General features: G+C 58.0%; 9 protein-coding genes. 6 read left to right on the top strand and 3 right to left on the bottom strand.

The features are described 5' to 3' along the window. Positions 1 to 182 precede the first annotated feature (182 nt). From AC13E3_RS18020 to AC13E3_RS18000, 5 genes are all read left to right on the top strand, one after another. The gene (locus tag AC13E3_RS18020) at positions 183 to 1,160 is read left to right on the top strand and encodes a TAXI family TRAP transporter solute-binding subunit (RefSeq protein WP_008176323.1); all 978 of its coding nucleotides are present in this window, start codon (positions 183 to 185) and stop codon (positions 1,158 to 1,160) included. A 90-nt stretch (positions 1,161 to 1,250) separates the two neighbouring features. Then, entirely contained in the window at positions 1,251 to 3,440 is a 2,190-nt protein-coding gene (locus AC13E3_RS18015) for a TRAP transporter permease (RefSeq protein ID WP_014576235.1), read from the top strand. A 116-nt stretch (positions 3,441 to 3,556) separates the two neighbouring features. Continuing rightward, entirely contained in the window at positions 3,557 to 5,371 is a 1,815-nt protein-coding gene (locus AC13E3_RS18010; protein ID WP_288367791.1) for a sensor histidine kinase, read from the top strand. Then, on the top strand, positions 5,368 to 6,720 hold the full coding sequence (locus AC13E3_RS18005; protein WP_092030297.1) for a sigma-54-dependent transcriptional regulator: 1,353 nt from the start codon (positions 5,368 to 5,370) through the stop codon (positions 6,718 to 6,720). Before AC13E3_RS18010 ends, AC13E3_RS18005 begins: the two co-directional genes overlap by 4 nt. Before the next feature lie 154 nt (positions 6,721 to 6,874). Next, a complete protein-coding gene (locus AC13E3_RS18000; protein ID WP_053114609.1) occupies positions 6,875 to 8,569 on the top strand; it encodes a methyl-accepting chemotaxis protein in 1,695 nt (564 codons plus the stop codon). Between the two features lie 76 nt (positions 8,570 to 8,645). On the opposite strand, the gene AC13E3_RS17995 is transcribed toward AC13E3_RS18000, so the two are convergent. The 3 genes from AC13E3_RS17995 to AC13E3_RS17985 all read right to left on the bottom strand — a co-directional run bounded on the left by AC13E3_RS17995 (position 8,646) and on the right by AC13E3_RS17985 (position 11,364). Then, positions 8,646 to 10,031 carry a PhoH family protein gene (locus AC13E3_RS17995; RefSeq protein ID WP_008176310.1) on the bottom strand — a complete coding sequence of 462 codons (1,386 nt, stop codon included), beginning with the start codon at positions 10,029 to 10,031 and terminating at the stop codon, positions 8,646 to 8,648. A 24-nt stretch (positions 10,032 to 10,055) separates the two neighbouring features. Beyond that, complete coding sequence (locus AC13E3_RS17990; RefSeq protein WP_008176308.1) at positions 10,056 to 10,547, bottom strand: CBS domain-containing protein; 492 nt, start codon at positions 10,545 to 10,547, stop codon at positions 10,056 to 10,058. An 82-nt stretch (positions 10,548 to 10,629) separates the two neighbouring features. Then, positions 10,630 to 11,364, bottom strand: coding sequence for an START domain-containing protein (locus AC13E3_RS17985; protein WP_008176305.1), 735 nt, complete (start codon positions 11,362 to 11,364; stop codon positions 10,630 to 10,632). A 137-nt stretch (positions 11,365 to 11,501) separates the two neighbouring features. Between AC13E3_RS17985 and AC13E3_RS17980 the strand changes: the two genes are divergently transcribed. After that, the gene (locus AC13E3_RS17980) at positions 11,502 to 12,509 is read left to right on the top strand and encodes a DUF2804 domain-containing protein (protein ID WP_482902318.1); all 1,008 of its coding nucleotides are present in this window, start codon (positions 11,502 to 11,504) and stop codon (positions 12,507 to 12,509) included. Positions 12,510 to 12,513: the final 4 nt, after the last annotated feature.

The following is a 12,513-nucleotide window of genomic DNA, read 5'->3' as shown; positions in this document are numbered from 1 at the left end:
CTCTTTCCGATGGGTGGATTTTCACCCATTTTCCAGCGCCTGACCTTGCTCTGATTCTAGTAAGGCCCTGTTTTTCCGAATTAATCGAGATCTGGTCTGCTCCTTGCTGATTGGGTTACCCACCGGAGCTGTTAGAGCTTCGTTGAGCACCCAACAAACAAAATGAATCGGGAGCATTCCTTATGAAAACCCAAGCCGTAATGGCGGTGGCCTTTGCCTCCACCTTCGCAGTCGCAACCCCCGCAACAGCCCAGGATCGTTCGGACTGGCCGAGCAACTTCACCGTTGGTACCGCCAGTCAGGGTGGAACCTATTTTGCCTACGGTTCCGGTTGGGCGAACTTTGTGGCTGAAAACCTGGGCGTTTCCGGTGGTGCCGAGATCACCGGCGGACCGGTTCAGAATATGGCGCTGGTGCACACCGGCGACCTGAAGTTTGGCCTGACCACCATGGGCCCGGCTCGGGAATCCATGGACGGTAACAGCCCGCTTGCGCCGGGCATGAAGATGGACAACGTCTGCGCCATGTTCCCGATGTACGAAACACCGTTCTCGGTGACCGCGCTATCCAGCTCTGGCATTACTTCCATCGCCGATATCCCTGATGGCGCCACGATCGGTTTTGGTCCGGCGGGCTCCACCTCGGACACCTACTTTCCGCGCATGATGGAGACCCTGGGTGTGAACTTCGAACGCCGCAACGGCAGCTGGTCTGATCTGGGCGGTCAGCTTCAGGATGGACTGATTGATGTGGTTGCCTTCGCCGCCGGTATTCCCATTCCTGCGGTCAGCCAGCTGGAAGTGCAAACCGACGTGAACATCATCGGTATGAACGATGCCGAGGCCGAGACCATTATCAGCAACTTCCCGGTGTCCGAGTTCATCATTCCGGCGTCCACCTACCAGTCCCTGGATGCGCCTTCCCGCGTGGTATCCATGTGGAACTTCGCGATGGTCAACTGTGATGTATCTGAAAGCTTCGTGTATGAAATCACCAAGCTGACCATGGAGAACAACGACAAGATGGTCTCCATTCACAAGGCGGCCCGTAACTCGGTACCCGAGAACTACACAAAGAACAACGTCCTGCCCTGGCACCCGGGCGCTGCGCGTTGGTTCAACGAGAATGGTTACCCGATCGAAGACAGCCAGATCAAGTAACAGTGCTCGAGCAGGAGGCTGCCCTGCAGCCTCCTGCAATGTATGGCCAGCCGAGTTCTGGCTCCGATTTGCCTGCAAGCAGGGTGTGTCATGACTACCGAACAAGATTCCAAAGACCTTCCGGACATTGAAGTGGGCGAAGACCATGTACTCGCGCACAACGTGGACGAGGAACCGGTCGAAGCCAACCGCCGGCTTTTCGAAGGCGGCCTGCTGAAATTCGTCGCGCTGCTGGCGATAGCCTATTCAGCCTTTCACCTGTATTCCCTGAACATAGCGCCCCTGGAAACCTGGTCGTTCCGGATTGTGCACATTGCCGGTGCCCTGGTGCTGGGTTTCGTTCTGTTTGCCGGCGCCCGGTTTGTGTCATCGGAAGAGGGCGGCGCACGCCACCGGTGGACAACCTGGATCAGTGCCGGTGCCATGCTGCCGGCTCTCTATGTGTTGTATCAGACATTTTCGTTCTGGCAGATGGTTCAGAACGGCGCCATGCGGATTCCGGTCGAACTGGAGGTGTGGCACTTTGGCTGGCCGCTGCTGGCGGCGACCGGTGTTGGCATTGTCATGAGCTGGTTTCATCAGCGCGAGCGATCGGTATTCAGTGTGCCCGACCTGGTGTTGATAGTCTGCTCGCTGGCCGTGGCCGCCTATTTCCTGGTGGTTTATAACACGTCCATGCGGATGTCGACCGGCACCTCCTTTGCGCCGGTGGGTATCTCGTTTGCAGCCATTGCCGGCACGGCCCTGATCATGGAACTTACCCGGCGCGTGGCGGGGATGGCACTGGTGATCATCGGTCTGGTGTTTCTGGCCTATGTTTTCGCAGGACCCTACCTGCCAGGTTTCCTCGGTTACCCGGGGCTTTCGGTTCAGCGTTTCTTCAGTCAGGTGTATACCGATGCCGGAATCCTTGGGCCGACCACGGCGGTGTCTTCGACATACATCATTCTGTTCATCATTTTTGCCGCCTTCCTGCAGTCCTCGAAGGTGGGTGACTACTTCGTGAACTTTGCCTTTGCGGCGGCCGGCCGTTCCCGGGGTGGCCCGGCCAAGGTATCGATCTTTGCATCGGGCCTGATGGGTATGATCAACGGCACCAGTGCCGGCAACGTGGTATCCACCGGCTCCCTGACGATTCCATTGATGAAGAAGGTGGGCTACAGCAAGCAATCCGCAGGCGCTGTCGAGGCGGCCGCGTCCACCGGTGGTCAGATCATGCCGCCGATCATGGGCGCCGGCGCCTTTATCATGGCGGAGATTACCGGCATTCCCTACACCGAGATAGCCATCGCGGCGATCATTCCGGCGATCCTGTATTTTGCCTCGGTCTACTTCATGGTGGATTTTGAAGCCGCCAAGACCGGCATGCGCGGCATGCGTGAAGACGAGCTGCCAAAGCTTAGAACCATGATGAAGCAGTGCTATCTGTTCGTGCCGATCATAATCCTGATTGTCGCCTTGTTCATGGGCTATTCGGTGATCCGGGCCGGCACCCTGGCGACCGTTTCTGCCGCGGTCGTGAGCTGGCTGTCACCCAACAAGATGGGTCTGCGGCATATCCTTCAGGCACTGGAAATTGCTTCCTATATGGCGATCCAGATTATCGTGGTGTGCGCAGCGGCCGGGGTAATCGTGGGCGTGATTTCGCTGACGGGAGTGGGCGCGCGCTTCTCTGTGCTGTTGCTGGACGTTGCGGCCACGAGCCAGTTGCTGGCGCTGATCTTCGCCATGTTCATTTCCATTCTACTGGGTATGGGGATGCCGACCACGGCGGCCTATGCGGTAGCTGCCTCAGTGGTCGCGCCCGGCCTTGTCCAGTTGGGTATTGAACCGCTGACGGCGCACTTCTTCGTGTTCTACTTCGCTGTAGTTTCCGCGATCACACCGCCGGTTGCGCTGGCCTCCTATGCCGCTGCAGGCATATCGGGCGCCAACGCCATGGAAACCTCCGTGGCCTCGTTCCGGATTGGCATCGCAGCCTTCATCGTGCCTTTCATGTTCTTCTACAACGGCGCGTTGTTGATGGAAGCCGGCTGGTTCGAGATCGCGAGGGCGCTGGTAACCGCAACCTTTGGCGTTTACATGCTTTCTGGCGGCGTGCTCGGTTGGTTTGCGAGCATTTCCGCGTCCTGGATAACGCGACTCCTGCTGATTGCGGCCGCGTTGCTGATGATCGAGGGAGGGCTCTGGACGGATCTCACCGGTATTGCCCTGGCGGTCCTGGCGTTCGTCATCCAGAAGCAGCGTAAAACTCGCCTTGCCACAGCTGGCGCCCTGTAACGGGGGCTTGCTGTCTGGGTCAGAACAACCGTGCCATGGAAGCATCGCACGGTTGTTCTGCACCCGGCCTGGCTATACTCTAGCGGCTTTCCGCGGTTTTTCGGGAACCGGACCCTATGCCTTACCGTATTGGCGTTTTTCTCCTTTTCGTGGCGACCCTGGTGGCCGCCTGGCTGCTCGGTGGCTGGGTTGGATACCGGCAGGTGGAGCAGGAGAGCCTGGAGGAGTCCTTCCGGTATCGCCAGTTGGTGGCCAACGAACTGAACCGATATCTCCCGGTGCCCGAGCTGATGGCCGAGCATCCGTTACTGCAGCGGGCGCTGGAGGCGCCTGACAATCCCTCTGCTATTCTCTCGGCCAATGAACAGATGCAGCGCATGGCCACTATCGTAGGCAGTTCGGATGTCTACCTGATGGATACTCGCGGCCTGACGATCGCAGCCAACAACTACCTGCAGCCAGACAGTTTTGTCGGGCGGAATTTCAATTTCCGGCCGTATTTCTATGAGGCGATGGAGTCGGGCGATTCGGCGATCTATTTCGCCCTCGGCCTGATGTCTGGCGTTCGGGGTCTGTATTTCTCGCATCCGGTTCGGGACGAGGGCGGCCAGATTATCGGGGTGGTCGCCGTGAAGGTTCTGGTTCACGAACTGGAATCCCAATGGGATCGCCCTACTGGCTTGCGAGAGGCGGAGATGGTCGTGCTTGATCATAATGGCATCAGTTTTCTCGCGAGCAGGCAGGACTGGCTTTACCGCAATTTCTCGGGGATGGCCGATGCCGTGCCCGACGAGTATTCCCGCCGGCGTTATCCAGGCCGTGATTTGACGCCAATGGCACTGAAAACGTTGGGAACCCCATGGGGGCTTCTCGAGCAGTCAGCAACGGTCCGTATCCAGGACAGTGGCAAACCCCGGGAATATCTGAGCGTAAGCACGCCTCTGCCAAGGATGGACTGGACGCTTCAAGTCATGGTGAGCACTCGCTCGGTCGTCTGGACCCGGTTGGGTTTTGCGGTCGGTGGGGCAGCGCTGTTCTTTGGTGGCCTGTTGACCTGGCTGTACCTGCGCGAGCGCTACCGGCGCGAGGCTGAACTGGCTCTTCGGGGCGAGCAGCTGGAGCGAAGCGTGGCCGAGCGAACCGCAGACCTGGAGAACTCCAATCGCAAACTGGTGGAGGAGATCCGGGAGCGAGAACGCACCCAAACCGAGCTGCGGGAAACACAGCAGGAGCTGATCCAGGCTGCAAAACTGGCGGTGCTGGGTCAGATGTCCGCGGGCCTCAACCATGAAATGAACCAGCCTCTGACGGCCATTCAGACCTATGCCCGAAACAGCCGCCGCTTCCTTGAGAAAGGTGCCGGGGAGATGGTGGATGCTAACCTGTCAGAAATCATCCTGCTGTGTGACAAGATGGCGGAGCTGACCCGGCAGTTCAAGGTTTTTGCGCGCAAATCCGAAGGCCCGCCAGCGGTGGTGGATCTCCGGCAACCGATTGACGCATCCCTGAAAATTATCGTTGCCCAGCAATCGAGCTCGGAAATCGATATCCAGTGGCACCGTCCGGACTCGCCGGTGATGTGCCACGGTGACCTGATCCGGATAGAGCAGGTTATGGTTAACCTGATGGCGAACGCGGTTCAGGCGGTAGAGGGTGGTGCTCGGCCGGAAATCCGGATTGATATAGAAGAAACCGAGCAGCACTGGAAATGCCTGGTGCGCGATAACGGGCCCGGATTGCAGGGCGACACCGAACAGATTTTCGAGCCCTTTTTTACCACCAAATCGGTCAAGCAGGGACTGGGTCTTGGGCTTTCCATATCGCGCCAGATTGTGGATGCGCTGGGTGGCAGCCTGACCGGTCGTAACCGCCGGGATGGGCCGGGCGCAGAATTCGTCGTAACCCTCAAGAAGCGGGAGGCCATGGAATGACAGAACCCTCGGTAATCTTTGTGGACGACGATCCACACATCCGCCAGGCTATTGCCCAGACACTGACCCTGGAGGAGTTGCCGGTCAGCTGCTTCGAAGATGCGCCATCGGCGCTGGGACATATCAACGCCGACTACGACGGCGTGGTTCTCTGCGACTACAACATGCCGGAGATGACCGGCCTGGAGTTGCTGGACCGGCTTCGAGCTATCGATAACACCATTCCCGTGATCATTCTTACCGGGCAGGGCGACATAAGCACGGCAGTAACGGCCATGCAGCAGGGCGCTTACGACTTTATCGAGAAGCCGTTTGATCATGATGAACTGATTGAACTGCTCCGTCATGCCCTGGAAAAACGGCATCTGGCCCTCGAGAACCGTCGACTGAAAGCACAGCTGCGACACCTGGCCAGACCCGGTCCACGAATGTTGGGGGATTCGCCGTTGATGCAAAAGGTCATGGCGACCGTTGATCCCATCCTCGATATTTCGGCCAATATTCTTCTGCACGGGGAAACTGGGTCCGGGAAGGATGCGCTGGCCCGATACATTCATGAGAACAGTGGACGCAGTGCCCACAACTTTGTAGCAATCAACTGCGGCGCGGTGCCCGAGAACCTGATTGAAAGCGAGTTGTTTGGCCATGAGGCCGGGGCGTTCACCGGGGCTGAAAAGCGCCGTATCGGCAAGATCGAGCACGCCCACAAGGGCACCCTGTTCCTGGATGAGGTTGAGAGTATGCCCGTGCCCTTGCAGGTGAAACTCCTGCGGGTGCTGGAAGAACAACGGGTCGAGCGTCTGGGCAGCAATCAGGTTCAGGAGGTGGATGTCCGGATCATTGCCGCCACCAAGGCGGATTTGAAAAAACTCAGTGACGACGGCGAATTCCGGCCTGATCTCTATTACCGGCTGAATGTGGTCAAAGTTGACATCCCGCCGTTGAGAGAGCGGAAAGAGGACATCCCGCTGCTGTTCCATCATTTCGTGCTGATTGCCGCGGCCCGTTACGATCGGGAGAGCATACCGCTTGATGCTGGTCAGGCAGCCCGGCTGATGCAACATTCATGGCCCGGCAACGTTCGCGAACTTCGGAACCTGGCTGAACGTTATGTCCTGCTGGGGCCGGCAGCGCTGGATGAGAACGAACCTGCGGATACGGCCAATGTGGCGGGTCGACAGACGCTCGCCGAAATGATGGACGGTTTCGAGCGTTCTGCCATTATCAGCGCCCTGAATGCCAGTCATGGCAGCATCAAGGACACCATGGTCCAGCTCGGTATTGCCCGGAAAACCCTGTACGACAAGATGCGCAAGCATGGGTTGGACAAAGCCCAGTTCAAGGATTGATGAGCAACAAAAATTTACCGGCATGGTTACAGGCTGGAAACAAACTACGCAGTATCATCAATGATATTGCCCCCGGTTTTTGCGTAGTCTCTGCGACTTTTTCCATGCCGGATCGCCCGGCGAATTGATCACTTAACCAAAAAGACGACCAGTCATGAAAAACCTGACCATCCAGACACGGGTACTGTTGCTGGCCCTGGTGCCGGTGATTGTGCTCACGGCATTCCTGACCAGTTACAACCTTAACCAGGCCAGTGCTATTGGCGAAGAGGCCGTTGCCGGTTTCTCCTCCGATATGGAAGAGAGTAAACGCCAGGAACTGCAGAATTATCTGGCCGTTGCAAAGTCTTCCATCGAGCATCTCTATAATCAGCCTGGGTCCGCAGACGATCCGGAGGTGCGCGAGAAAGCGTGGGAGATCCTGCGACAGCTTCGTTTTAACGATTCGGGAAGCACCGGTTATTTTTTTGCGTATGACACCCGGGGTGTCAATGTGATGCACGGCGTCAACCAGTCTCTGGAAGGCAAAAATCTCTGGGACTTCCAGGATCCCAACGGAACCTTCCTGATTCGTGAGCTGGTAAAGGCGGCGCGCAATGGCGGCGGTTATGTGCCTTATGGTTGGAAAAACAGCGAAACCGGACAAGTAGCGCCCAAGCTGGGCTATGCGGAAATGCTGCCCAAGTGGGGTGTGATGATCGGCACCGGCTTCTGGATTGACGGCCTTGAGGCCCAGGTAGCGGCGATGGAAAGCCAGGTGGGGACTTCACTCGAGGACGCCGTGATAGGCTCAGTCAGCACCTCACTTGTCGCATTGGCGCTGATCGTCCTGCTTGCCCTGATCGTGGTCCGCAGCATCATTCGGCCCCTGAAATCGGCCGTGTCGGCAATGAATGACATCGCCAGCGGCGATGGCGACCTGACCCGTCGTCTTGACGTTTCCGGCAAGGATGAGCTTGGACAGTTGGCGACTGCCTTTAACAGTTTCGCCGACCAGGTGCACGGACTGGTTGAACGCGTGCTGTCGTCTACCCGCACGCTGAACGAGGCCACGGCTGATTTGAACCAGGTCATGACTGAAGCCGAGCAGGGCGTCGAGCGACAGAAATCCGAGAGTGATCAGGTGGCAACGGCGATGAACGAAATGACCGCAGCTGCCCAGGAGGTTGCGAGCAACGCGAGTGAAGCCTCCACGGCCGCCGATCATGCCAATGGACAGGTTTGCGATGCCCAGGGCCTGGTACATCAGGCTACCGAAGTTATTGGCGGGCTCTCCGAGCAGGTGGGAGAGGGCGTTCGGGTTATCGAGCAGCTTGGCACTGACTCTCGCCGGATTGATAGCGTACTGGAGGTCATTCGCGAAATTGCTGATCAGACCAACCTGTTGGCCCTCAACGCTGCGATCGAAGCGGCACGGGCCGGCGAGGCCGGTCGGGGTTTTGCCGTGGTGGCTGACGAAGTTCGAACGCTGGCTCGCCGGACCCAGCAGAGCACCCAGGAAATCCAGGATATGATTGAGCGGCTTCAGTCTGGGGCAGGGAATGCGGTCAAGGTAATTGCTTCCATCAGTGAGCGCAGCGAAGCGACCGTGGAAGAAACCCGGCAGGTCAACGATGCGCTGCAGCGCATTGGTCAGGCTGTGGCAACGATCACGGACATGAATACACAGATTGCCAGCGCAGCCGAAGAGCAGACCAGCGTTTCCGAGACCATTAATCAGAACGTGCATGAGATCGTCGCGATTACCGAACAGACGGCGCAGGGAACCCGTCGGGCCGGAGATGCAACTCAACGGCTGAAGAACCTGGCGTCCGAGATGTCAGAGCAGGTCAGTCGGTATCGGGTGTAGGCATTACTGATTAAGTGAAAAAGGGGCAGAACTCGGGTTCTGCCCCTTTTTTTCGTTCTTTAAATGCTCGCCAATGTCAGAGATTGGCTTCGGCAAATTCTGCCAGTAGCGACCGGGGAACACCCTGCAGGTGGATGTGGGCGCCATGTCGAAAGCGCTTGAATCGTTCGGTCATGTAGGTGAGGCCCGAACTCAGGGCACTCAGGTAGGGCGTATCGATCTGCGCAAGGTTGCCGAGGCAGATCACCTTTGACCCGTTGCCAGCCCGGGTAATGATGGTCTTGATCTGATGGGGCGTCAGGTTCTGTGATTCATCGATAATGATCAGGCTGTGCTGGAAGCTGCGGCCCCGGATGTAATTCATGGATTTGAAGTGCAGGGGCACCTTGCTGAGGATGTAGTCGACGCTGGCGGTCATGTTCTCGTCGTCCTCGTGGAGGGCTTCCAGGTTGTCGACGATGGCGCCCAGCCAGGGCTCCATTTTCTCGGCTTCAGTTCCGGGCAGGAACCCGATGTCCTCGTCGAGGCCCTGGGTGGAGCGGGTGGCAATAATGCGCTTGTAGAGCTTGCTGGCCACGGTCATCTCGATACACGCAGCCAGCGCCAGGATGGTTTTGCCCGAGCCGGCGGAGCCGGTGAGGTTGACCAGGTGGATGTCCGGGTCCAGGAGCAGGTTCAGCGCCATGGCCTGATAGATGTCCCGGGGAACCAGGCCCCAGACTTCCTCGTTCATCAGGTCGTGTTGGTGCAGGTCCTTGATGATCAACTGGTCGTCGGAGAGGTCCACCACCTTGCCGACGAAGCCCATTTGATCGATGACGAATTCATTGATGTTCAGCTTCGCCAGCTCGCCTTCCCGCTTGAGGATATGTTCGGTCGAACCCTCCCGCTGAACAGTCTCCACTTTCTCGATGGTGTCCCAGAAGGAGTTGGGGAATTCCCGGTAGCCCTTGGGCAGAAGATCAATGTCATCGAGCAACTGGTCGTTGTGGTAGTCCTGAGCTTCGACGCCGAAGCCCCTTGCCTTGAGGCGCATGTTAATGTCTTTCGACACCAGGATAATGTCCCGGGACTTGTGGCGGTTCTGGAGAGCAGCCAGGGTGTTGATGATCTTGTTGTCGTTCAGATGCTCTGGCAGCGAATTGTTGCCACTGTCACCGGTGCTCATCAGGATCGAAAGAGTGCCCAGGGGTTCGGCCTTCTTGCCACGCACGATGGGAACACCTTTCTCGATCACCTTCGGGCTGGCATCGCCCAGCAACTTATCGATGTTGCGGATGGCCTGACGGCAGTCAGCGGCCACGGCTTGCTTGCCGGATTTGAGGCTGTCGAGTTCTTCGAGGACCGTCATCGGGATGATGACATCGTGTTCTTCAAAGTTGAGGAGGGCGTTCGGGTCGTGGATCAGGACGTTGGTGTCGAGGACGTACATCTTTCGGCGAGCTTGCGGTGCTCTGGGCATAAGTGGCGCTACCTCTCTGGTGGCTCAGTCGTTATCGGCGCAGCGTTGCGTGAGTTCCTCATCCGAGATCACTTTCAGCATATCGTAAGTCGTTATGATGCCGGTAATTTTTGAATCATTGGTGACAAAAATCCGGTGCAGGTGCTCGCGCATCATGATATTCGCAATGTCGCGCACCGGCGTCTTCTCGTCAACCGATAAAACGATGGGGGTCATGATGTCCCGGACTTCTACCGGCACCTTGCCCATTTCCTCAAAGATCACCATTCGCAGGCGTCGGGCTTCCTCCCGCTCTTCGGGAGTCAGATGCCGGTCCGCATCGGAGCGCGTGGCGTTCCAACGGAATTCGGTGATGTCTTTAAGAGTGGCAATGCCGACAATTTCGCCGTCGTCATCGGTGACGGGGCTGCCGGTTATCTCGTTGTCGGTGAGGAAGCGGGCCAACCGGTCCATGGTCCAGGATTGCGGGACGGCCTTGATGCTGGGTGTCATGATCTCGTAGGCGAGAACGGTCATTGATCTGGGCTGCCTTCTAGAGTCCTTTCATAAAGCTTAGCGCGTGATACTCCGCGCGTCATCCCTTACTGTGCGCCGGGACTCAGGGTTTGTTCATGCGAAGGCCGGTCAGTTGGCCCTGCTCGTCATAAACTAGCTGGTACCCCTGGTACTTTTTACTGTTGGCAACGCGTTCCAGCGCTTCCATCGACCTCACGGGAATATCCACCAGCAGGGAGTTCACCAGCCAGCCGGGTAGCGCTCCGTTGGGGTCCGTGTGCTGGACCCACACCATCCGGGTGCTCTCCCCCTCTGGTGTGAACCGGTACAGGGTGTCCGAGCGATCGACTCTCACCCGGCTGCTGTTTTCCGCCCGCTGATCGGGCATGGCGTTCAGATCCATGACGATCTCACCGGAGGCCTGATCACCCCGTGTGCGTATGCGCAGGACATAGTCGCGGTCAGTAACCGGCCAGGGCATGTCATTCACGGAATAGGCAAAGCGATCTTGAAACACGCCATTGCCAAACCCATGGGATTCCGTGCAGTTGTGCACCCACTCGATGCAGGAACCGGGGTTGGCCATCACAGCCATCAGGTTTTCGATAGGCGCGTCGAGCACCGCCACGGCCTTGAAGGCCTTGAAGCTGGAGCCTGGCTGCTCGATGGTATAGACCCGGATGTGATCGGCTTCCTTGCGTAGCGTCCACGCCTCGTCGCTTTCACTGGGCAGTTCAGCACGGGCACTGGCGGCAACGGCAAACACCAGCAACGCACAGACCAGCCCACTGAGCACCGAGGCCCAGCCCGTAATGCCATGGGCTATGCTCTTTCTCATAGGGTACACTTCCTTGCAGATGGTGGGCCGAGTCTAGCATGGGGCTTTTGCCGGCATGGCCACGGAAACAGTGGATTGTGAACCAGGTAGCGACCTGTTGATTTGGTAACCGAAATTGGCCCGATCTGACGACGACTATGACCATTAAGAAACTTATCAACGGCAAAGGGCAGGTGATTCCGGGACTGTTGGATGAACCGGTAGAAGAGATCAACTATCTGGACTATGACCTGCGTACGGTGATGGACCGCCCGCGTTCAAAGCTGGCAAGACGCTGGCGGTTCAACCAGTTCCAGTTTGTCAGCGCCATGGGCCCGGGTTGGGTGTTTGGTCTGGCGGTGGTGGATCTGAAACTGCTGGGCAGCGGATTCTTCTATCTCTATGACTTCGAGACTGGCCAGATGTTGGAGCAGTCTTTCCTTCAGCCATTGGCCCGGCAAACCTGCATTGAGCCCCGGCCAGAGGAAGGGGTGACAAGGTTCAGCAAGGGCGACGTAGCCGTGCGAATTGCGCCTTCCGCGGATGGCCGGACAATTACGGTCTCGGCCCCGGGAGGTATCCGTATTGAACTGACGCTTTCAGAGGATCGGGACCCGCTTCGGCTGGTATGCCCGGCTGGCTACAATGGCTGGGTATTTACCCGCAAGTCGGCAGGCTTGCCGGTGGAAGGGGAAGTGCGCTGGGATCATCGTATCTGGCGCTGCGACGAGCAGACTCGGGGATCCATCGACTGGAGTTGTGGCTTCATGCGCCGGGAAACGGCCTGGAACTGGGCCTGCCTGGCCGGCCAGCTTGCGGATGGCCGGTCCGTGGGGTTGAACCTGGCCGCAGGGGTCAATGAGACGGGAATGACGGAAAATGCGCTCTGGCTGGATGGCGTCTGCCACAAACTGGGCGCCGCAAGGTTTCGATTTGATCGTTATCAACCAGGCGGCGACTGGCATGTAAGCACGGAGGATGGTCGGGTCGATCTGCACTTTGTCCCCGCCGGTGTGCGCAAGGAAAAACTGAACGCCTGGGTGCTGGCATCCAACTTCCGGCAGTACGTGGGCACGTTCAATGGAACGGTGACGGACGAGGCTGGCGGGAAAATCGAGGTAAAAGGTCTGCCGGGCCTGATGGAAGACCACTTCGCAAGGTGGTAAAGAG

The organism is Marinobacter sp. L-80 (assembly GCF_056859395.1).
Note: the sequence above shows the minus strand (reverse complement) of the source record. Positions and strands in the feature narration are given on the sequence as shown.

Bases quoted from the DNA above. Each gene is read 5' to 3' on its own strand.
- AC13E3_RS18020 (WP_008176323.1), top strand. From the start codon at position 183: ATGAAAACCCAAGCCGTAATGGCGGTGGCCTTTGCCTCCACCTTCGCA.
- AC13E3_RS18015 (WP_014576235.1), top strand. From the start codon at position 1,251: ATGACTACCGAACAAGATTCCAAAGACCTTCCGGACATTGAAGTGGGC.
- AC13E3_RS18010 (WP_288367791.1), top strand. From the start codon at position 3,557: ATGCCTTACCGTATTGGCGTTTTTCTCCTTTTCGTGGCGACCCTGGTG.
- AC13E3_RS18005 (WP_092030297.1), top strand. From the start codon at position 5,368: ATGACAGAACCCTCGGTAATCTTTGTGGACGACGATCCACACATCCGC.
- AC13E3_RS18000 (WP_053114609.1), top strand. From the start codon at position 6,875: ATGAAAAACCTGACCATCCAGACACGGGTACTGTTGCTGGCCCTGGTG.
- AC13E3_RS17995 (WP_008176310.1), bottom strand. From the start codon at position 10,031: ATGCCCAGAGCACCGCAAGCTCGCCGAAAGATGTACGTCCTCGACACC.
- AC13E3_RS17990 (WP_008176308.1), bottom strand. From the start codon at position 10,547: ATGACCGTTCTCGCCTACGAGATCATGACACCCAGCATCAAGGCCGTC.
- AC13E3_RS17985 (WP_008176305.1), bottom strand. From the start codon at position 11,364: ATGAGAAAGAGCATAGCCCATGGCATTACGGGCTGGGCCTCGGTGCTC.
- AC13E3_RS17980 (WP_482902318.1), top strand. From the start codon at position 11,502: ATGACCATTAAGAAACTTATCAACGGCAAAGGGCAGGTGATTCCGGGA.